Below are 19,713 nucleotides of genomic sequence, written 5' to 3'. Positions count from 1 at the left end.
GGAGAGGGAGCAGAAGTTGTGCGCTCATCGCCGCGGCAATTCGACTGTGATCAATGTGCCCGCCCCCGGCTCCGACACTAGCTCGATCGTCCCGCCATGCGCCTCGACGAACTGCTTCGCCAAAGGAAGCCCCAGCCCCAGCGCCCGATCCCCCATCGGCTTGGACTCGGCAAAGCGGTCGAACGCATGCGCAACGGCCTCCGCATCCATCCCCACCCCGTCGTCCGACACCACGATCCGCGCCGAGGTCGCATTGCCATCGGTATGCAGCAGCACGCGCCCGCCATCCTGCGTCGCCGCGACCGCGTGCCGCAGCAGATGCTCGACGACCTCCTTCAACCGCTTGGGATTGCCGTTCACCCGCCCGGTCGACCGCGCCACCTCGACCGCGAAGTCGAGCTTGCGCCGCTTGGCGGACGGCAGGATCGTCTCCGCCGCCGCGCGGACGGTAGTGGCGAGATCGACGTCGCTGCGATCGGTCTCCTCGCGGTCGCTCTCCGCGCGAGTCAGGTCGAGCACGTCGTCGACCAGCAGCCCGAGCCGCTCGACCGATTCAAGGATCGCGCCGACATAGCCCTCCGCCTGCGGCGTCATCGCGCCCGCATAGCCACCGTGGAGCATCTCCGCGAACCCGCTGATCGACGTCAGCGGCGTGCGCAGTTCGTAGCTCATATTGGCGACGAACGCGGTCTTCACCTTGTCGGCCGCCTCCAGCGCGTTCGCCCGGTCGCGCAACGCCTGCTCGGCGCGCCGGCTGTCGGTGATATCGAGCATGGTGAACAACGCATTGCCATCGGGCAGCGGTACGCCGGCGAACTCAAAATGCCGGCCATCGGCAAACGCCACGCGTCCACCGCGCTGCTGCCGCTCGACCGTCGCCGAGCGCACCAGATCGGGGATCAGCGCCGACCGGTTGGGGGTCAGCAGCTTGCCCCCCGCCGCCTCGGCAAACGCGTCGACGCGCGGATGCGACGCGAGGAACTCCTCCTCCAGCCCCCACAACAGCCGGAACCGGTTGTTCCACAACTGCAACCGCCCATCCGCCGCGAACACGCCGAGCGCCTCGAACAGATTGTCGAACGTCGCGGTCCGCACGCGCAGCAGCGTATCGCGCGCGCTGGCGAGCTGGACCTGCTCGGTGCGATCCTCGAAGATCAGCAGCAAGCCGCCATCGGGCAAGGGCTGCGCCACCACGCGAAGATGCGTGCCGCCGCGCAGGTGCCAATTCTCCTCCATCGCGCCGCCGCTCTGCCCGCCGGCCTGCGACGAGCCGGTCTGCATGAACCAGTCGCGCCGCTCCGCCTTCCAGCTCGGGAAGTCGCGCACCTCGGGCAGGCGGTTCGCCTCGCGCATCCGCTCCAACACGCGGTCGAACTCGGGCCGGTCGGCGAGCCATTCGCTACGCATCGCGAACATCCGCCGGAACGGCTGATTGCAAAAGACCAGCGACCGGTCCCCGCCGAACTGCGCGACGCCTGCCGACAGCCGATCGAGCATCGCGCGCTGCGCCTCGGCAAACCGCTTGGCGCCCGATCGCGCCTGCTCGAGCTCCTCGATATCGATCGCGAACCCGGCCACCCCGCCGCTCGGCAGCGGTACGTCGTAGATCTGCAGCGACCGACGCGCGCCGTCGATCGTCGCGGGCAGGACCTGCTGGTGCGGCCGCCCCTGCTCGCGCGCGACCGCGGCGCCGGCCAGCGGCCCGCCACGCCCCGACCCCTCGACCAGTTCGAGCCCGCGCGCGACCACGTCGGCGGCATCGCGACCCTCGACCGCGTCGACATAGGCGGTGTTCACCATCGCCAGCCGCAAATCGGTCGCGCGGTACCACATCGGCATCGGCGCGGCCTCGATCAGCCCGGTCAGCGAGTCGTAGGCGGATCCCAGCCGTTCGGTCTCCGCGGCGAGCCGCGCGATCTCCGCCTCGCTGTCGGTGGCATCGAACGCCCAGAGCAGCACCGCGCCGCTCGCGCCCATCTCGCCCGCCGCGCGCGCGCCGCGAAACGTGATCGCCCGTGTCGAGCCGACCAGCCGCACCGAGCGCACGAACGCCCGCCCCGACCGCTGCGCCGCGGTGATGTCGGCGATCAGTCGCGCGGCATCCTCGGGCGAAAGCCCCGTCCCGCCGGTGGCAAGCTCGCCGATCGACCGCGGCGGCGCATCAAGCCCGAGCCAGTCCGCCATCCGCTGCGTCATCTCGATCCGCCCGCCCGAACGGATCACCGTCACGATCGCCGGCGACCCGTCGAGCACCGCGCGCAGATGCGCATTGGCCTCGACCGCCTCCGCCGCCGCGCCGCGCGCGCGCAGCCCCACGTACAGCAGCGCCAATCCGGCAAGGATCGCCAGAAGCAGCACGGCCCCTACCGTCACGGCCACACCGGTCCCGAGGACCATCATCGGGATGCCTGTAGCGATCTCATGTGACCATGTAGGCCAAACCGCCCCTCAGGGGAAAGCCAAGAGAAACGAAAAGGGCGAGCCCGACATGCGGCCCGCCCTTCGCTGTCTACCGGCAACCGGCAGAAAAGAGTGTGAGGCTTAGAGCTTCACGCGGGCGCCGACATACATCGACCGGCCGACATTATTGAAGATCGCGTCGTTACCGTTGCCCAGCAGACCATAAGGCGGCTTCTTGTCGGTCAGGTTGTCGACACCGCCGTACATGGTGAACCGCTGGTCGACGTCCACCGACGCACGAAGCGCGTGATAGACGACCGATGGGTAATAGACCCGGTCCGCGTAATAGGGGTCGAGCGCAGCGACGCCATTGGTGTCGTGCTGTGCCTCCCAATCGGTGATCGACTGGCGACCGATATAACGGAGCTGATAGCCGAGCGTGACGGGACCATGCGTATAGTCGGCCGAAACGTTGAAGTTGTACACCGGATCGCCCAGTTCGCCCTTGATGCGCTCCTTCTGCGAAGGGTTATCAAGGTAGGGATAGTCGGTGCGATCGCGGACCCAGGTGCCCACGAATCGCAGTGCGATCTTGTCGTTAGCGAAGATGCGGCGGTTATACGCCACGTCGACATCGATGCCCTTCGCCCGCAACGCGGCGAAGTTGACCGTGCTCTGGAGCAGCGCGGTCTGTGCGAACTCGCCGCTCGACTGGCGCGGATTGATCAGGCCACAGAACTGGTTGTCCAGCGACGCTGCGTCATAGCAGGCATCGAGGATGGTCTGTGCGCCGACTGCAGCGATGACGTTGCTGATCTTGATGTCGTAATAATCAGCCGTGACCACGAGGCCGGGAATAAACGACGGCTGAAGGACCACGCCATAGGTCCAGCTCCGCGACGTCTCCGCCTCGAGGTTCGGATTGCCGCCGGACAGGAATTCGGTGCTGCCGCCCCGCGCTGCATTGTTGATGAAGTTGACGGGAACGCCGGCCGCGGCGCAGTTTGCAGCTCGCGTCGAACGGCCGGTCTTGATGAAGTTGACGTCGCACGGATCGTTGAGAAGGTCGAAGTTCTGCGATGGCGACGAATAGAGGTCGCTCAAGGTCGGCGCGCGGACGGCCTTGGCGTAGCTGACGCGGAACTTGATGTCGCGGACTGGCGCGTACAACGCGCCCGCATTCCACGTCCACACGGTACCTGCCGATCCCTTATAGTCCGCGACACGCACTGCGGCATTGGCCGTCAGTTCCTCGGCGAACCGCGTGCCCTTGAGCAGCGGCAGGTTGACCTCGCCATAGGCTTCCTTCACCGCAAACGAAGGCGGTGCGAAATCCGGAATGGCATTCAGGAAGGTCGCACCCGACTTCACCTGATCATCGTACGAATAGGACGCGGTCTCCCGCCGATATTCACCGCCGAGCGCGAACTGCACCGGGCCACCGGGCAGTTCGAAGAGCTGCGAGCTATCGCCGACGATATTGGCCGTAACGTCGAACTCGGTTGCCTTGCCGGTCCGGCGCGACGTCGTGTTGATGTAGTTCAACGCCGCCTGGCTTGGCGCGCCATTACCAAGCACGTTCAACGGTACGCAGTTCGGATCGGTGACCGTGGTCTGGTTGATCCGGCAGACGATGGTACCCGCGCCGTTCCGTACCGTATCCACGGCGTTGTAGAAATTCTGGTTGATGCGGTTGTTGAAGAACGAGGAACGCGTCCGGAATTCGCCGTAGTTGACGGAGAAATCATACTTCCAGTCGGTGTTGAACGTGCCCTCGGCACCGCCAACGATCCGATAGGTGTCACGACGGTCGGCTTCGTCGCGCGTACCGAAATCGTTGTTGTTGCGGTTCAGGCGGAAAAACTGCGCCCCGGCCGGCAGCAGCGAGCGAATGGTCGCGGCATCGCCAGGCTGGAGGTACGGGTTGTCGAACGAGATCGGAATACCGATCGTCTGGCGGCTGAACCCGCCGTTCGCGGCGCGCGTGAAGGGATTGCCGTTGGCATCCTCGTCCGCGACCGTGCCCTGCTCGCCGCCCTGGGCGAAGGTCGGCGTACCCTGGTTGAAGCTTTCGACCCGAACGAACTTTGCCTCGATGAACGGCTTGAAGCCCTCGGACACGTCGAAGTGGCCGAGCACGTTGGCGACGTAGCGCTTGAGCGAGGGCTGGAGCGTCCCGCGATCGTTGAGAATGCCGCCGTCGCCGCCATTGTTGTTGTTCGAACCGGCCGGACGGAAGTCGGTACCGTAATTATACTCGTACAGCGATCCGGCCGAGTTGAAGCCGAACACGCGCGGATACCCGTTGGCGAGGCATCCTGCCGCCACGGTGCCGTTGGAGCATGCACCGATCCCGGCGCCGTTATAGGCGATGAAATTGCCGCCATTGTCATAGCCGAAGCTGTGAACGTTCTTGAGGAACGTGCGGTTTGGAACCGTGTTGTCGAGCGCGGGGCTGTCCACCAGCTGGAACTGACGACGTCCGGTATACGCTCCGGTCAGGCCCGGACGATCGGCATAGGTGACCAGATCGGACTGGTTATATTCGAGGTTGAGCGCGATGTTTCCGCGGCCATCGGCAAAGTTCTGCCCGTAGGTGCCGCTGAGGCGATACGTGCCATTATCGCCCTTGTCGCTCAGGCCACTCTGCGCGTTGAGCGTCAGGCCTTCAAAGTTGCGCTTCAGCACGAAATTGACGACGCCCGACATCGCGTCCGACCCGTAGACCGCGGACTGGCCGCCGGTGACCGCGTCGACGCGCTCGATAAGATCGGTCGGGATCGTGTTGGTATCCACCAGGAAATCACCCTCGGACGAGGTGATGTGACGGCGGCCGTTGACCAGCACCAACGTGCGCGTGACGCCAAGCCCGCGCATATCCAAGAAGTTCAGGCCCGACGTGCCGATGAACTGCGTCGAGCTCGCCTGGCTGTAGGTCGAGCGCAGCGACGGGAGGTCGTTCAGGACGTCGCCGACGGTGATCCCACCGGTGCGCGTCAGATCGGCAATCGTCAGCGTCGTGACGGGGGCCGCCGAGTCCAGCGTCGGGCGCGCGATGCGCGAACCGGTGACGACGATGTCGCTGCCGGCATTGGCCTCGGGCGCCTCGGTCTGCGCGACGGCACCGGTCGTGGTGTCCGAACCGATCGGGGCGGCCGGATCGACGCCGGGGGCCTGGGTCTGGGCATCGACGGGCGTCGCGGTCTGCGCTGCTGCCGGGATCGCCGAGGCCAATACGAACGCGACCGTGGACGCAGTAACGAACAATCCGGACTTCCGGACCGAGATGCCAACCATATGAAACAAACCCTCTGAACCAACGCTTGTACTGGGGGCGGAAGGACACGCTTCCTGTCTATTTTTCAATCCGTGCGACGAAACATTACGAAAGTGTGACATCGCCGCAACACGGTTGCGCAACGAAAGCGACGCAATGGCGTGACGCGGGAGGCGGGGCTCGAAAACCCTACGGAATCCCTAAATTCATTGGCGATAAAAGATCCGGCATGGGCGTCCGGGAGGCGGGAGGCATGGGCGCCGCGCGGGATCACGCGCCCCCCGTCCTCGGCGGCTTGCCGCTTCCTACCGACCCACTCCCGCCTCCGGGAAAGCGCAAACTCCATCCAAAATGATATTCTTTTTGCCGGACCGAAGCTGGGCGCCACGTCGCGCCTATAAAGATTTCAAGCCAGCCAATTGGCAAGGGATCTCACATGAACCGATTGAAAAAAGGCGCGTTGGGCGCAGCGATGGCGCTCGCCTCCACTTCGGCGACGGCACAGGATTATTCGGACGTTCCCGCCTTTTTGGCGGGGTCCGAGATCGCCGTCGGGGTGCTCGAGCATGCCGCCAACTTCCATCCGCTGTCGGGCAGGATGACGCTCGACATGCCCACGCGCAGGATCGGCCGCATCTATGGGGCCAAGAAGGAAAACTGCACGGCCGACGTCCAGTTCACGTACCGGAGCCCGCCGCTGCATTTCTTCTTGAAGCCGCGGCTTACCGCCAAGATCCAGGTCAGCACCGGCGGCCGCACCAACTTTGCCAGCTTTGGCCAGGAGTGGCGGCAGGACACCCTGCATGGCTGGCTCTATGGTCAGGCCGGCATCGGGATCGCCGTTCATGACGGTTATAGCTTCACCCCCGATCCGTACGCGAACGACCTGACGGCCAGCGAGGTCCATCGCAGACGCCAGATCTCCTCGCGCCGCACGTCGTTCGGATCGCCCGTGCTGTTCAACCCCAACGCTTCGATCGGCGTCCGCGTCAGCGAGCGCTGGGCGGTCGAGGCAAGCTGGGAGCATTTCAGCCATGCCGGTCTGTTCTCGAAACGGAATCCCGGCATCGACAATATCGGCCTTCGACTCGTGCGAACGCTGGGGCGATGAAGCGCCGAGCGATCGACAAAGCCGTCCGTCAGTCCCTGGTTACTCGCTTATGCTGAGCAACAGCGCGCCGAGCTGCTCCAGCTGCTCCGGCAGTGCGGCGGCCGAGCCCTGTAGGGCGTCCTCACGCGCCGCCTCGGAAGGATAGACCTCGCGCAGCGTCAGTCGCGTCGCCCCGCCTTCATCCTCGAAGATCACGGTGGTGACGGCACCCGCCTCCCCCTCGTCGTTGGTCCAGACGATCAGCGCGTTTGGCACCACGTCCAGATATTTGCCGTGGAACGCCATGGTGTCCGTCCCCCCGGCGCCGAATTCCAGGCGGTATGTGCCGCCGGTTCGGACGTCGAGATCACACGCCATCAGCGCCACGCCGGGCATCGAGTCCGGTACCCACCAGCGCCGGAACAGCGCGGGCTCGCGCCACGCCCTGTACACCGTGGCGGGTGCAGCGCTGAACCGCCGCGTGACGACGAGCGCCCGGTCACCCCTGCGCTCGACCGTCGCGGCGATCGTGCCAGACCCGGGATGGTCAACGCGCGTATCCATCGGCTTGTCCTTCATCCAACCGCTGATGTCGTCCAATGCTGTGAGCTGATCTTCGAAGAGCGTTCGGTCCGCGTCGATCCCCTCCCCTGCGCGCCGCGGCCCTACCGCCGGGCTTCGCTACCCCCGGACGTCCGACGGTCTGCAGGGCGAAGTGCGTCGCCCGCTCGAGGACTTGCATGCGCTGGTCGAGGTCAGTCTGCGCCATCAGGACCGTGTCGGCAAGACTGGTGCCGCACGTCCACGCGGCGCACGTGACCCGATCCCGCGGCGGTCGCCCGATCCCTTGCGCCGCGCGGGACTTGCGCGGACGTCGGGAGCCAACCCCGAACAAGGCGCAACGAAAAAGCCGCGCCCGCCTGGTGGCGGACGCGGCTTTCAAAACGCTACGGGATCCCAAGGATCAGTAGCGGTAATGGTCCGGCTTGAACGGGCCTTCGACCGGCACGCCGATGTAACCGGCCTGCTTGTCGGAGAGCTTCGACAGCTTCACGCCGAGCTTCTCGAGATGCAGCATCGCGACCTTCTCGTCGAGGTGCTTCGGCAGGACGTACACTTCGTTCTTGTAGTTCTCGCCCTTGGTCCAGAGCTCGATCTGCGCGAGCGTCTGGTTGGTGAACGAGGCCGACATCACGAACGACGGGTGACCGGTGGCGCAACCCAGGTTCACCAGGCGACCCTTCGCCAGGATGATGATCTGCTTGCCGTCCGGGAACTTCACCAGGTCGGTGCCCGGCTTCACTTCGGTCCAGTCATAGTTCGACAGCGCGGCGATCTGGATCTCCGAGTCGAAGTGACCGATGTTGCAGACGATCGACATCGGCTTCATCGCCTTCATGTGATCGGCGGTGATGACGTCGGCGTTGCCGGTCGCGGTGCAGAAGATGTCGGCGCGGGTCACGGCCTCTTCCATCGTCACGACTTCGAAGCCCTCCATCGCCGCCTGCAGTGCGCAGATCGGATCGACTTCGGTGACCATCACGCGCGCGCCGCCGTTGCGGAGCGACTGCGCCGAGCCCTTGCCGACGTCACCGAAACCGGCGACGCAGGCGACCTTGCCGGCGAGCATGACGTCGGTCGCGCGACGGATCGCGTCGACCAGCGATTCCTTGCAGCCGTAGAGGTTGTCGAACTTCGACTTGGTGACCGAGTCGTTGACGTTGATCGCGGGGAACGGCAGCTCGCCCTTCTTGGCGATCTCGTACAGGCGGTGCACGCCCGTGGTGGTCTCTTCCGAGACGCCCTTCAGGTTCTTGACGGTCTCGGTCAGATAGCCGGGGTTCTTTGCGACATACGCTTTCAGCGCACGCTGCATCTCGACCTCTTCCTCGTTCTCGGGCTCGGGCATCGTGTGGCCGGCTTCGAGCTTGGCGCCCCAGAGCGCGAACATCGTCGCGTCGCCGCCGTCATCGAGGATGATGTTGGCGGTCTGGCCCTCGACGTCGCGATCCCACGAGAAGATGTCGCCGACATAGTTCCAATAATCCGCGAGGCTCTCGCCCTTGATCGCGAACACCGGCACGCCCGATGCGGCGATCGCGGCGGCGGCATGGTCCTGCGTCGAGAAGATGTTGCACGTCGCCCAGCGGACGTCGGCGCCGAGCGCGGTCAGCGTCTCGATCAGCACCGCGGTCTGGATCGTCATGTGCAGCGAGCCCGTGATGCGCGCGCCCTTCAGAGGCTGCGCTGCGCCGAATTCGGTGCGCAGCGACATCAGGCCGGGCATCTCGGTCTCGGCGATGTTGATCTCGGCGCGGCCGAAATCGGCAAGGCTGATGTCGGCGACGACGTAATCCGTCTTCGCGGGCGCTAGGGTGGTGGCCACGAGGATATCTCCTGGGAATAATCTTTGATCGGCGAGCCTCATGCCCGTGCCGGATACCGCATCTTAGGCGGTCGGCGGCGCCAGATCAAATATAAAGATATCTTTATATGACGGCCTGGGATGAGATGCGGCCATCTCGTTCTCCTGCGAACGCAGGAGCCCAGGGTCGCGAAGGACGCCGTTCGTTACCCTAGGCTCCTGCGTTCGCAGGAGAACAGGGTCACGCCCGCCCCGTCTCCGCCACCAGCAACCGCGGGTCCACCCCGGCCTGCGCGAACGCGTGCGTCCAGCGATCCTCCGCCCCTGTATCGAACAGCAGTGCGGTATCCCCCGCCACGTTGAACCACCCCGGCCGCGACAGCTCACCCTCGAGCTGCCCGCCGTCCCAGCCGGCATAGCCCAGCGCCACCACCCACTGCGACGGCCCGCGCCCTTCGGCGATCGCGCGCAGCACGTCGACCGTGCTCGACAACTTCCACCGCCCCGCGACGTCGACGCTATCCTGCCCGCCCCAGTCGGACGAGTGCACGACGAACCCGCGCCGCGGCTCGACCGGGCCGCCGAAATGCACCGGCGCGTTGGGTGCATCGCCGGGCTCGATCCCGAACTGTTCGAGCAGGTCGTGAAAGCCCAGCCCGTCGATCGTCGCGCCCAGCCCGATGCCGATCGCGCCATTCTCGTCATGGCTGCACATCGCGATCACCGCGCGAGCAAAGCGCGGGTCGCTCATCCCCGGCATCGCGAGCAGGAATTGTCCGGAAAGAAAGGCCGTCTTGTCCATGCGTTGGAACATAGCGGCGCAGACCGGCGCCCGCCACGCTTGAAATACGTACGCCTGAGTCCAAGGTACGGCTCGCGCGCGACCACCTCGCGGCGACAGGAGATTTCAGATGACGATCAGCGTCGGCGACCGGCTTCCCACCACCAACCTCGTCAAGGCAACGGCAGACGGCCCCGACCAGGTCGATACCGACAGCTTCTTCAAGGGCCGCAAGGTCGCGCTGTTCGCGGTTCCCGGCGCGTTCACCCCGACCTGCTCGGCCAAGCACCTCCCCGGCTTCGTCGAGAAGGAGGCCGAGCTGAAGGCCAAGGGCGTCGACGAGATCGCCTGCGTGTCGGTCAACGACGCGTTCGTGATGGGCGCGTGGGGCAAGTCGGCGGGCGCCGGCGACATCACGCTGCTCGCGGACGGCAATGCCGATTTCGCCAAGGCGATCGGGCTGACGATGGATGGCTCGGGCTTCGGCATGGGCACGCGCAGCCAGCGTTACTCGATGCTCGTCAACGACGGCGTGGTCGAGCAGCTCAACGTCGAGGCCCCCGGCGAGTTCAAGGTCAGCTCGGCCCAGCATCTCCTCAGCGAGATCTGATCCCGGCGGGATACGGGCTGCTATCCAGCTCCGTCATCCCCGCGCAGGCGGGGATCCAGATTGGCGAATCTCGGTAAGTAAACCGTGACGCCAGCCAATATGGATTCCCGCCTTCGCGGGAATGACGGACGCGACACGGGGAGGATTTGGATGGTCTTGCCACGGTAACCTCGCCCGCGTAACACTGCGCGATGACACTCGCATCCGACCTCGTCGCCGACCTCGACCGCCTCTACCGCGCCTCCGTCGGCCGCCTCCAACAGGCCATGAGCGCCTATATCGCGGACGGCACCGTCCCCGATCCCGCCAGCCGCACCGATGGTTCGTTCGCCTATCCCGAGATCCGGCTGACCTATAAGGGCGGCGTCGACCGTCCCACCCCGCTGCGCTCGTTCGGCCGCATGGTCACGCCCGGCGAGTACAAGATCAGCGTCACCAAGCCCGCGATCTTCGCCGAATATCTGATCGAACAGCTCACCTTGCTGATCGAGGATTACGACGTCACCGTCGAAGCGGTCGAAGGCCGCCAGGAGATCCCGTTCCCCTACGTCATCGAGCCCGGCCACGCGCTGAGCCTCGACGAGGTGTCCGCCACCGAATTGTCGCGCCACTTCCCCGCCACCGACCTCGCGCATATCGGCGACGAGATCGCCGACGGTATCTGGGTCGCGCAGGACGATACGCGCCCGCTGGCGCTGTTCGACGGCCTGCGCACCGATTTCAGCCTCGCGCGCCTGCGCCATTACATGGGCACGCCCGCCGAGCACGCGCAGCGCTTCGTGCTGTTCACCAACTATCACCGCTATGTCGACGAGTTCGTCCGCTGGGCCGGCACGCAGCTGGGGGAAGGCAGCCGCTTCACCAGCCTGTCGGGCGCGGGCGGGATCACCATCTCGTCGGGCGACGACATCGACAAGATCATCTCCGACAGCGCATGGCGGCGCCACCAGATGCCCGCCTATCACCTGATGGCGGACGATCGCACCGGCATTACGCTCGTTAACATCGGCGTCGGCCCGTCGAACGCGAAGACGATCTGCGATCATCTCGCGGTGCTCCGCCCCGAGGCGTGGCTGATGATCGGGCATTGCGGCGGCCTGCGCCCCAGCCAGCGGATCGGCGACTATGTCCTCGCCCACGCCTATCTGCGCGACGACCATGTCCTCGACGACGTGCTGCCGCCCGAAATCCCGGTCCCCGCGATCGCCGAAGTCCAGGTCGCGATGGCCAAGGCGGCCGAGATCGTCTCCGGCCAGTCGGGCGAGGAGCTCAAGCGCCGCCTGCGCACCGGCACGATCGTCACCACCGACGATCGCAACTGGGAGCTGCGCTATTCGAAGTCCGCGCTGCGCTTCTCGCTGTCGCGTGCGGTCGGCATCGACATGGAGTCCGCGACGATCGCCGCGCAGGGCTATCGCTTCCGCGTGCCCTACGGCACGTTGCTGTGCGTCTCGGACAAGCCACTCCACGGCGAGCTGAAGCTGCCGGGCCAGGCCAACCGCTTCTACGAACGCGCGATCAGCGAGCATCTGCGGATCGGCATCGAGACGTGCGAGCAGTTGCGGCTCGAGGGCGCCAAGCTGCACAGCCGCAAGCTGCGCGCGTTCGACGAGCCGCCCTTCCGCTAAGCGCGCACATACGGAGCGGATCGCGTACCAATGCGTTACGCATCCGCAATCATTTCTGAGGGAGCATTGCCGTGGCCGACACCGACCCACCAGAGACGGACAGCAAGAAGCCCGTCACCCGGCGCCGTGCCCCTCGCAAGACCAGCGCGCCCAAGTCGGTCGCCGCGACCTCGACCGCCAAGCCGGTCGCGCCGTCGAAACCGGCTTCGATAAAGCCCACATCCGAGGCAAAGTCGTCCGCGGAATCGACCCCGCGAAAGGCCGTGCCGAAACCGGTCCCGAAACCACGCTCGACCAAGCGCAGCACACCGCGGCCAGCCTCGGCACGCCCGATCGTGCCGCTCGCTCCGGTCGTAAAGTCCGCGGACAAGGCGCGCGGCAAATGGGGTGCTGCGGCGATCTTCAGCGGTGTCGCCGTCGCCGGCGCCGCGATCGGCGCGCTGCTCACGCTGCGCGGCAGCACGCCAAAGCTCCCACGACTACCAAAGCCCGCCCCGGCGCCCGAGCACGCCCATCAGCCCGACGGAACCGACTCGTCAAAATCGTTCGCCGCCGGCATCGCCGATCCGGGTTCGGTCCCGGAATAACTGCCATCTGCTAATTGGCCTGTTCCCTCCCCCCCGGCGAAGGCCGGGGCCCAATTGGGGGACGAGGGTAAGGAGCGATGTTCGCCGTTACTCAGGACGTCCCAATTGGGCCCCGGCCTTCGCCGGGGTGGTGGTAGGCGACCAAGCATTTCGCATGTTCCCCCGCGGAGGCGGGGGCCCAGCTAAAACCAAGCACCGCAATCGCGGCCTGGGCCCCCGCCTCCGCGGGGGAACTAGAGACGGCACCCCCCACTCACCACCCAGTCGGCTTGCCCTTGTTCTGTACATCAAGCCACGCCTTCAACGGCGCGAAATACGCCACCAGCGCCGCGCCCGACATCTGCCGGCTACCCGTGAACACCTGCAGCGCATCCGGCCACGGCTTCGACTGCCCCATGCTCAGCATCGCGTTCAGCTTCGTGCCGACCGCCTTGTCGTCGTAGAACGAGCAGCGATGCAGCGGCCCCTTCCAGCCCGACTGGTCGCACGCCGCCTTGTAGAACTGGAACTGCAACACGCGCGCCAAGAAGTAGCGCGTGTACGGCACCGCCGCCGGGATATGGTATTTCGCGCCCGCATCGAACTTGGTCTCGTCACGCGCGACCGGCGGCTTGATCCCCTGATATTGCAGCCGCAGCTGATCCCACGCCGCCTGATAGCCGGTTGCCGGGATCTGCCCGGAGAACACGCCCCAGCGCCATTTGTCGATCAGCAGCCCGAACGGCAGGAACGCGACCTTGTCCATCGCCTGACGCAGCAGCAGGCCGATGTCCTTGTCCGCGCTCGGCACCTTCGCCGCATCGAGCAGCCCGATCTTGACCAGGTAATCGGGTGTGATCGACAAGGCGACGGTATCGCCGATCGCCTCGTGGAAGCCGTCGTTCGCGCCGTTCTTGTAGAGGAAGGGCTGCGCCTTGTACGCGCGCTGATAGTAATTGTGGCCAAGCTCGTGGTGGATCGTGACGAAATCGTCCGCGTTCACCTTCGTGCACATCTTGATCCGGATATCGTCCTGGTTGTCGAGATCCCAGGCCGAGGCATGGCAGATCACGTCGCGGTCGGCAGGCTTGGTGATCTGCGACCGCTTCCAGAACGTCTCCGGCAGCGCTGCGAAGCCCAGCGACGAATAGAACCCCTCGCCCTGCTTCACCATCTTGAGCGGATCATAGCCCTTCGCCTTGAGCAGGTCGCCGGTATCATAGCCGACGTCGCCTGCCCCCTTGGGTGCGACGATGTCGTAGATATTGCCCCATTCCTGCGCCCACATGTTGCCGAGCAGGTCGCTGCGGATCGGCCCGGTCTTCGCCTGCACCGCGTCGCCGTACTTCTCGTTCAGCTTCCACCGCGTGTAGGTGTGGAGCGCCATGTAGAGCGGCTCGACCTCTTTCCAGATCTTATCGGTCAGCGCCGCGAACTGTTCGGGGGTCATGTCGTAGCCCGAGCGCCACAGCGAACCGACGTCCTTGTAGCCGAGCTCGCGCGCGCCTTCGTTCGAAATGGCGGTCATCTTGGCATAGTCGCCGCGCATCGGTGCGCCGACCTTGTCGTTCCAGCTCGTCCACATCTCGGTCAGCTTGGCCGGATCGCGCACCGAGCCCATCGCCGCCTCGATGTCCGACCCGTTGATCGGCTTGCCGTCGAGCGTGCCCATGCCCTTGCCGTAGGACGACGACATCTTGGTGGTGAGCGTCGACAGCTCCTCCGACGCGCCCGTCCGCGTCGGCGCGGGCAGCGTCAGCCCGCCGCGCAGCAGATCGAGCTTGCGCTTGGTATCGAACGACAGCCCCGGCAGCGACGCATAGCGCGCGGCGCCCAGCGCGTACTTCACCCCGAGATCGGTCATCTCCGCGCCCGACTTCGCCGCCAGCGCATCGGTGTCGTCGGTGATGTAGGTCGCATTGACCCACGCCACGCGGCTCGCGTCGATCGAGGCGGCCGCCATCACGCGCTCCGCCTCCGCGACGAACGTATCCGCCTGCGCGACGGTCGGCTTGCCCGCTGGAGCGGGGGTCGCTGCAACGGCAGCCTGCGCGCCGGCGACGGACGGCACTGCGCACAGTGCCCCAGCCAGAGCGAACATCGAAACACTGAACCGAACCATCATCATCCCCTTTTATGCGGGGCACTGATGGCGGCTCGACCGCGCCGTGGTCAACCCGCGATCGGCAGTGTCAGCCCCATCCCCGCTCCGCCCGCCCGCCCCCCGTCATCCTGACGAAAGTCAGGACCCAGAGCCAAGCACGGCAGCGCCCGTGATCTTGGGTCCTGACTTTCGTCAGGATGACGGAAGAGGTGGCGGAAAGCGTGCCCGTGCCCGTGCGCGTCACCGCACCAGGAAATCGGCGATCGCCTGCCCCAGCTCGGGCTTTACCACCGCGCTCATATGGCCGCCGGGCGTCTCGACATACTCGCCATGCGGCAGCACCGCGGCCAGATCCGGTGCCGACCCGTTATCCTGGTCCTCCGCCCCGCACACGACCAGCGTCGGCTGCTGGATCGCCTTGACGGACTCGATCGGCGTGTCGACGAACGTCTCGAGGATCCCGAGCAGCGCCACCGGATCGCCGCCGGTGGTCTTCAGGAACGCCTCGGCCAGCCACTCGGGCGTCCCCTGCACATGCTCGCCGAGCTTGGTCAGGATGTTGCGGAAATGGCCTGCGCGTCGCGACGTCTGCGTCAGCCCCGCAAGCCCCATCCCCGAGAAGATCACCCGCCGCGGCGTCGCCCCCGTCGCGAGCATCCGCGACGTCGTCCGCGCGCCCAGCGAATAGCCGCCCAGATCATAGTCCGTCAGCCCGAGATGCGCGACCAGCGCGTGCCCGTCCTGCGTCAGCGCATCCGCCGGATACGCCTCCAGCCCATGCGGCTTGCCGCTCTCGCCATGCGCGCGCAGGTCCGGCATGATCACGCGAAAGCCCTTGGCGGCGATCTTCGCGGCATGGCCGTAGCGGATCCAGTTGGTCTTCGCGTCGGAGAAATAGCCGTGGATCAGCACCACCGGCCGGCCCTCGCCAAGCTCGCGCCACGCCAGCCGCGTGCCGTCGAAGCTGTCGAAATACTGCGTCTCGCTCGGGGTGCTGGCCACGGTCTCATCCTGCTATGGTTTGCCGCCAGTTCGTAGGGGACGCGCCGTCTGTCAACGCCCGCGAACGAAACGGGCGACCCGAAGGCCGCCCGCTCACGTCTATCTTAGGGGGTGTCAGAACTGATAGCCGATCCCCCCAGACGCCCCGGCCTTGCCTTGCGAGTCATAAGTCCCGCTTAGCTTCACCACGGTATGGCCGTCATGGAACGCCTTCGACATGCCGACCGCGACCGCCGATTGCCCGGCATAGGTGCCGCCGCCGATCGCGAGCATGCCCTTGCCAGCCTCGTACGCCTGCGGAAGCCCGGCGGCGGCCAGCGCGCCCGACGTCCCCGCATAGCTGTCGCGGCGGACCGATCGGAGGTCGAAGTCGAGCGCCGCGATCCGCCCGTCGGTATAGGCGTTGGCCTGAGTCACCGCCGAGTTGATGCCCGAGTTGAGCTGCCCGACATTGACCGCGTCGGTGGTCGACACGCCCGCCGCGACGTTGCTCAGCACGGTCGCCTGACCACCCGCATTGAACGTCACGTTGGTCCGCGACGGACCATATTGCACCGAGTTGCCGCCCAGCGCCAAGGCATTGTCCGCCGTCCCCTGCGCAGCCGCGACCGCCTGGTTGGTCGTGTAGAGCTGCCCGCCATTCACCGCCTCGGCAGAGCCGGCCGCCAGCGTACCCGCCGCGACGTTCGCCACGGTCACCGGTGCCGCCGCATTACCCCCGGCCAGCGTCACGGTGTTGGTCCGCGCACCCGTCGCATCGGTGTTGTACGACACGGCATTCGCGGTGGTCAGCGCCAGCGCATACACTTGCCCGCCATTGACCGCGTCGGTCGATCCCGCGGCGATCGCTCCGCCGGCGACGTTGTGCAGCCCCACCGGCCCTGCCGCCGCGCCGACCAGCGTCAGGTCGTTGGTCCTCGTGCCGCCGTTCGGCGTGGTCGCGCTGCCGGGGTTCGAATATTGGACCGGACCGGTGCCGCCATTGCTGATCTGGTTGCCCAGGTTGGTGATCGCGGTCGTGTTGTTCGCGACCTGGACGTTGGTCGCGTTCAGCTGCGATCCGTTGACCGCATCGGTTGATCCCGCGGCGAGGCTGCCCGCCGCGACATTGGTGATCGTCGTGCCCCCGGCGCCGCCCAGCGTGATGCTGGTCTTGGCGCCATCGTCATACTGCACCGCGCTGGTGCCGAGCGCCGCGACCTGCGCTGCGACACCGGCGACCTGCCCGACATTGGCGGCATCGGTCGCCGCGGTGCCTGCCGCGACGTTGGTGATCTGCCGCTCGGCACCCGCGGACCCGACCGACACTTCGCCGACCGAGTTCTGCACCCCGCCCAGCCCCAGCGCCGCATAGCCGAGCGTCCCGCCGCGCAATGCCGAGGCGCCGGTGCCGATCGCAACGCTGTTCGCCGCGCTCGCAGTCGCCTCCGGGCCGATCGCAAGGCTGTCGACGCCCGTCACGCTGCCGTCGCCACGCGTCGAGAGCACCCGGAAATACCGGATCCCCGCCCCGCCATTGACCGCACCGTCGACCGCGTCGAACACCGACTGCACGCTGCCATAGCGCACGCCGCCAAACCCGATCGACGCCAGCACGCTGTTGGTCGCCGCGTCATAGGTCGACGCCCCGCCAAGGCTCGCCGCGACCGACGTGCCCAGCCCGGCGAGCTGCCCGCCATTGACCGCCTCGGTCGATCCCGCGGCGAGCGTTCCCGCCGCCACGTTGCCCAGCACCACCGGTGCGGCACCTGCCCCACCAAAAGTCACGCGCGACCGGCTCGGATCGTCATATTGCACCGCGAGCGCGGCCAGGTTGCCGAGCTGCCCCGACACGCTCGCCAGCTGGCCGCCATTAACCGCATCGGTCGATCCCGCCGCGACCACGCCGTCGCCGACATTGTGCAACGCGACCGTACCCGCGGCACCGCCGACCAAAGTCACGTCGTTCGACGGCACGCCCCCGTTCGGCGTCGTCGGCGCGCCCGCACTCGAATATTGCAGCGCACCAATCGCACCGTTCGCGATGTTCGTCGTCAGGTTCGTGACATTGGTGTTGGTCGCGAACAACTGGCTGCCGTTGACCGCATCGGTCGAGGCAGCGCCAAGAGCGCCCGCTGCGACGTTGCCAAGCGCGACGGGGGCCGCCCCCGTGCCGACGCCGCCCAGCGTCACGCGCGCCCGTGTCGTATCGTCATACTGAACCGCCAGCGCCGACAGCCCGCCGACCTGCCCCGACACGGTCGCCAGCTGGCCGCCATTCACCGCATCGGTCGAGCCGGCCGCGACCACGCCATCGGCCACGTTGTGCAGCCCGACCGGCCCCGCCGCCGCGCCGACCAGCGCGACGTCGTTGCTCGGCACGCCACCGTTCGGCACAGTCGGCGTGGCCGCATTCGTATATTGCACCGCGCCGATCCCGCCATTGGCGATGCTCGTCGTCAGGTTCGTGACATTGGTGTTGGTCGCGAACAGCTGGCTGCCATTCACTGCTTCGGTCGATGCCGCCCCGAGCGTTCCGGGTGCAAGGTTGTCGATCGTGGTGCCCGCGGCTCCTGCCAGCGTCACGCGGTCCTGCGCGGCGCTGTTATATTGCACGGCACCGGTTGCGAGCGTGCCGATCTGCGCCTGCACGCCCGCCAGCTGCCCGACATTGACCGCATCGGTCGCCGCGGTTCCGGCGGCGACATTGGTGATCTGGCGTTCGAGCCCTGCCGAACCGACCGACACCTCGCCGGCCGAATTCTGCACGCCCGCGAGCCCGATCGCGGTGTAGCCGGCTTGCGGCGCACGCGTGGCGACGCTGCCAGCGCCGAGCGCGACGCCGTTGACGCCGGTCGCGCTGGCATCGGTGCCAAGCGCGATGGCCCCGGTCGCGCCCCCGCCGACCACCGCGCGAGTCCCGAACGCGATCGATCCCGCCGCGGTCGCCGCGGTCGCCGCCGAATTGCCGAACGCCACCGAGTTCGCCTCGCCCGCCACCGCGTCGAGACCCGTCGATCCGAGCCCGGTGATCCGGTTGCCGCCGATCGCGATCCCGGCGGGCGTCCGCAGCGAGAAACTGTCCGCCTGCGTGTCGCAGCGATCCGCGGGCCCGACGACCGTGCCGTTGGCGTTCAGGACCTGCAGCGTGATCGGACTGCCGTTCGCCGCATTGTCCAGCAGGCCGGTCGCGTTGATGTTGAGGTTGGACACCGTCAGCGGCGGCACGAGCGCCGAGACGAGCGGCACGGAGATGACCGCGTTGACGCTTCCCAGGATCGGGTTGACCGTCGACTGGATCGGATCGACGACGCCGTTGATCACCGGCCGCAGGATGTCTGTCACCACCGACCGCGGCAAGCTGACGCCCGAGCACGCGCTGACGATGTTGGGCGTTACCGTCTGCGCCGAGGCGGTCTGCGCGGCGAACAGCGTGGTTGCCGCCACCCCGATCAGCGACACCCCGGCGCGCAGCCGGCGCAGCGCGCGGCTGCTCCTGCCAGCCCCCGCCACGGCGCTGGCGGAAGGCATCGTCGCGACGGCGCGGGACTCGGTAGCGGCGACATGCGGGCGAACAAACGCTTGGTACATCGAACAATCCTCCACTGGCGGCTGCACAGGCAGCGCGAACACTTCCGGATGGCCGACCGTCTTCGGGTCCGACTACCGGAACAGGGCAATGTTCGATCCAACAATACTAACAGTAAGTTACTATAATAAATAAGCAAAATTGAGGAACTCTATAGTTCTCACTATGTTATTTGACACTCAATACTATTCAAAATGAATTTAAACCGAAACCGTTTTAGGTTTTATAGGGTTCAATTCATCAGCAATGCCGGCATCTCGTCTTGCAACGCCGTTCGCTGATCAGGTCGAAGTGGCAGATATCGCCGCATCCGGTTTTTATG

The 19,713-nt window shown here is 66.4% G+C and carries 12 protein-coding genes; 4 read left to right on the top strand and 8 right to left on the bottom strand.

Annotation, left to right across the window (positions count from 1 at the left end; translation table 11 throughout):
* Window positions 1-24: 24 nt before the first annotated feature.
* Together EV283_RS10235 and EV283_RS10230 are read right to left on the bottom strand one after the other, a co-directional pair.
* The gene (locus EV283_RS10235; protein ID WP_130324923.1) at window positions 25-2,400 is read right to left on the bottom strand and encodes a PAS domain-containing sensor histidine kinase; all 2,376 of its coding nucleotides are present in this window, start codon (window positions 2,398-2,400) and stop codon (window positions 25-27) included.
* A gap of 141 nt (window positions 2,401-2,541) precedes the next feature.
* Complete coding sequence (locus EV283_RS10230) at window positions 2,542-5,667, bottom strand: TonB-dependent receptor (RefSeq protein ID WP_242615890.1); 3,126 nt, start codon at window positions 5,665-5,667, stop codon at window positions 2,542-2,544.
* 446 nt (window positions 5,668-6,113) lie between these two features.
* Here EV283_RS10230 and EV283_RS10225 point away from each other — a divergent pair, with 446 nt between their 5' ends.
* Window positions 6,114-6,788: an acyloxyacyl hydrolase gene (locus EV283_RS10225; RefSeq protein ID WP_130324919.1), complete on the top strand. Its 675-nt coding sequence runs from the start codon at window positions 6,114-6,116 to the stop codon at window positions 6,786-6,788.
* A 39-nt stretch (window positions 6,789-6,827) separates the two neighbouring features.
* Here EV283_RS10225 and EV283_RS10220 read toward each other — a convergent pair whose 3' ends face one another.
* The 3 genes from EV283_RS10220 to EV283_RS10210 form a co-directional block, all read right to left on the bottom strand.
* Window positions 6,828-7,331: an SRPBCC domain-containing protein gene (locus EV283_RS10220; protein ID WP_130324917.1), complete on the bottom strand. Its 504-nt coding sequence runs from the start codon at window positions 7,329-7,331 to the stop codon at window positions 6,828-6,830.
* 400 nt (window positions 7,332-7,731) lie between these two features.
* A complete protein-coding gene (gene ahcY / locus EV283_RS10215; protein WP_055877589.1) occupies window positions 7,732-9,153 on the bottom strand; it encodes an adenosylhomocysteinase in 1,422 nt (473 codons plus the stop codon).
* Window positions 9,154-9,373: 220 nt separating this feature from the next.
* Window positions 9,374-9,934, bottom strand: a complete 561-nt coding sequence (locus EV283_RS10210) for a YqgE/AlgH family protein (protein WP_130324915.1) — start codon at window positions 9,932-9,934, stop codon at window positions 9,374-9,376.
* 109 nt (window positions 9,935-10,043) lie between these two features.
* On the opposite strand from EV283_RS10210, the gene EV283_RS10205 reads away from it, so the two are divergent.
* From EV283_RS10205 to EV283_RS10195, 3 genes are all read left to right on the top strand, one after another.
* Window positions 10,044-10,523, top strand: a complete 480-nt coding sequence (locus EV283_RS10205; protein WP_130324912.1) for a peroxiredoxin — start codon at window positions 10,044-10,046, stop codon at window positions 10,521-10,523.
* Window positions 10,524-10,714: 191 nt separating this feature from the next.
* The gene (locus EV283_RS10200) at window positions 10,715-12,151 is read left to right on the top strand and encodes an AMP nucleosidase (RefSeq protein WP_130324910.1); all 1,437 of its coding nucleotides are present in this window, start codon (window positions 10,715-10,717) and stop codon (window positions 12,149-12,151) included.
* 71 nt (window positions 12,152-12,222) lie between these two features.
* The gene (locus EV283_RS10195) at window positions 12,223-12,738 is read left to right on the top strand and encodes a hypothetical protein (protein WP_130324908.1); all 516 of its coding nucleotides are present in this window, start codon (window positions 12,223-12,225) and stop codon (window positions 12,736-12,738) included.
* A 253-nt stretch (window positions 12,739-12,991) separates the two neighbouring features.
* On the opposite strand, the gene EV283_RS10190 is transcribed toward EV283_RS10195, so the two are convergent.
* The 3 genes from EV283_RS10190 to EV283_RS10180 all read right to left on the bottom strand — a co-directional run bounded on the left by EV283_RS10190 (window position 12,992) and on the right by EV283_RS10180 (window position 19,393).
* Window positions 12,992-14,839 carry a M2 family metallopeptidase gene (locus EV283_RS10190; RefSeq protein ID WP_130324906.1) on the bottom strand — a complete coding sequence of 616 codons (1,848 nt, stop codon included), beginning with the start codon at window positions 14,837-14,839 and terminating at the stop codon, window positions 12,992-12,994.
* A 222-nt stretch (window positions 14,840-15,061) separates the two neighbouring features.
* Entirely contained in the window at window positions 15,062-15,769 is a 708-nt protein-coding gene (locus tag EV283_RS10185; protein WP_242615902.1) for an alpha/beta fold hydrolase, read from the bottom strand.
* Between the two features lie 168 nt (window positions 15,770-15,937).
* The gene (locus EV283_RS10180) at window positions 15,938-19,393 is read right to left on the bottom strand and encodes a YadA-like family protein (protein WP_130324902.1); all 3,456 of its coding nucleotides are present in this window, start codon (window positions 19,391-19,393) and stop codon (window positions 15,938-15,940) included.
* Window positions 19,394-19,713 lie beyond the last annotated feature (320 nt).

This window comes from Sphingomonas sp. BK036 (assembly GCF_004216825.1).
GTDB lineage: Bacteria > Pseudomonadota > Alphaproteobacteria > Sphingomonadales > Sphingomonadaceae > Sphingomonas.
Note: the sequence above shows the minus strand (reverse complement) of the source record. Positions and strands in the feature narration are given on the sequence as shown.